The sequence below is a fragment of the Ruegeria sp. BG11 genome (assembly GCF_056538565.1).
Map to the genome: position 1 here is coordinate 1 of NZ_JBQFTH010000043.1, position 1,239 is coordinate 1,239.

The following is a 1,239-nucleotide window of genomic DNA, read 5'->3' on the forward strand; positions in this document are numbered from 1 at the left end:
GCAGCACGGCCCACATAGCTGGACGTGGGAACTGCGCAGCGTAAACCGCAAGGGCCTTGATATGCGCCTGCGCGTGCCGGATTGGTTGACGGGTTTAGAAGCCGCGCTGCGGTCAAAACTGTCCAAATCCCTCAGCCGCGGGAATGTTACTCTGTCGATGCGTCTGAGCCGCGAAGACTCGGCCCCGGACCTAGTCCTGAATGAAACCGCCATGAACGCGGCGCTGACCGCGCTTGAGCAGACAGAGCAGATGGCGTCGTCGCGCGGAATTTCTTTGGCACCAACGCGGGCATCAGACCTGTTGGCCTTAAAGGGGATGCTGGATGCAGGTTCGGACGCAGATGATCCAGGCCCATTGGTTGCGCATCTTACTGCTGAATTTGACACCCTCGTAAGCGCCTTCCTCGACATGCGCAGGGCTGAAGGCGACGCCTTGACCACTGTCCTGAACACGCAACTGGATCAGGTCGCCACTTTGACCGCGAAGGCAGCTGAACTGGCGGAAAAGCGCAAGGACAAGATGGCAGAAGCCCTACGGGAAAACCTGGCACGGGTTCTGGACAATTCTCAGGGTGCGGATCCCGAGCGCGTAGCACAAGAACTCGCTATGATCGCCGTCAAAGCCGATATCACGGAAGAGATCGACAGGTTGGCGGCACATGTTACAGCCGCGCGCGATCTGTTGGGGCAGAACGGTGCCGTGGGCCGCAAACTGGATTTTCTGATGCAGGAGTTCAACCGTGAGGCCAACACGCTGTGTTCAAAGGCCCAAAGCTCGGACCTGACGGCGGTTGGACTTGAGCTTAAGGCGGTAATAGATCAAATGCGCGAGCAAGTGCAGAACGTAGAATGAGTATGGGAACAACTGACATGGCGGATCGCCGCGGCCTTTTAATCATCCTGTCATCTCCGTCCGGGGCGGGCAAATCCACATTGGCCAAACGGTTGATGGCCTGGGATACGGATCTGGAATTTTCGATCTCGGCCACGACCCGCGCACCGCGCCCCGGTGAAGAACATGGGCGCGAGTATTTCTTTCTGTCAGAGGACGAGTTCAAGCAGCAGGTTGCCGAAGGGCAGATGCTGGAGCACGCCCATGTTTGCGGAAACTTCTACGGCTCACCCGCTGAACCCGTGCGCACTTCGATCAACACTGGCAAGGACGTTCTGTTCGACGTTGATTGGCAAGGTGAGGTGCAGATCAGAAATTCCGATCTCGGTAAACACGCCCTGTCGATC

At 57.8% G+C, this 1,239-nt stretch carries 1 protein-coding gene and 1 pseudogene; both read left to right on the top strand.

Annotated elements, in window-relative coordinates; all coding sequences use genetic code 11:
* A partial coding sequence (locus ACR0JF_RS23275) for a YicC/YloC family endoribonuclease (RefSeq protein ID WP_480670109.1) occupies positions 1-853 on the top strand: 853 nt, incomplete at its 5' end.
* 17 nt (positions 854-870) lie between these two features.
* A pseudogene (locus ACR0JF_RS23280) lies at positions 871-1,239 on the top strand (guanylate kinase); the annotation flags it as partial.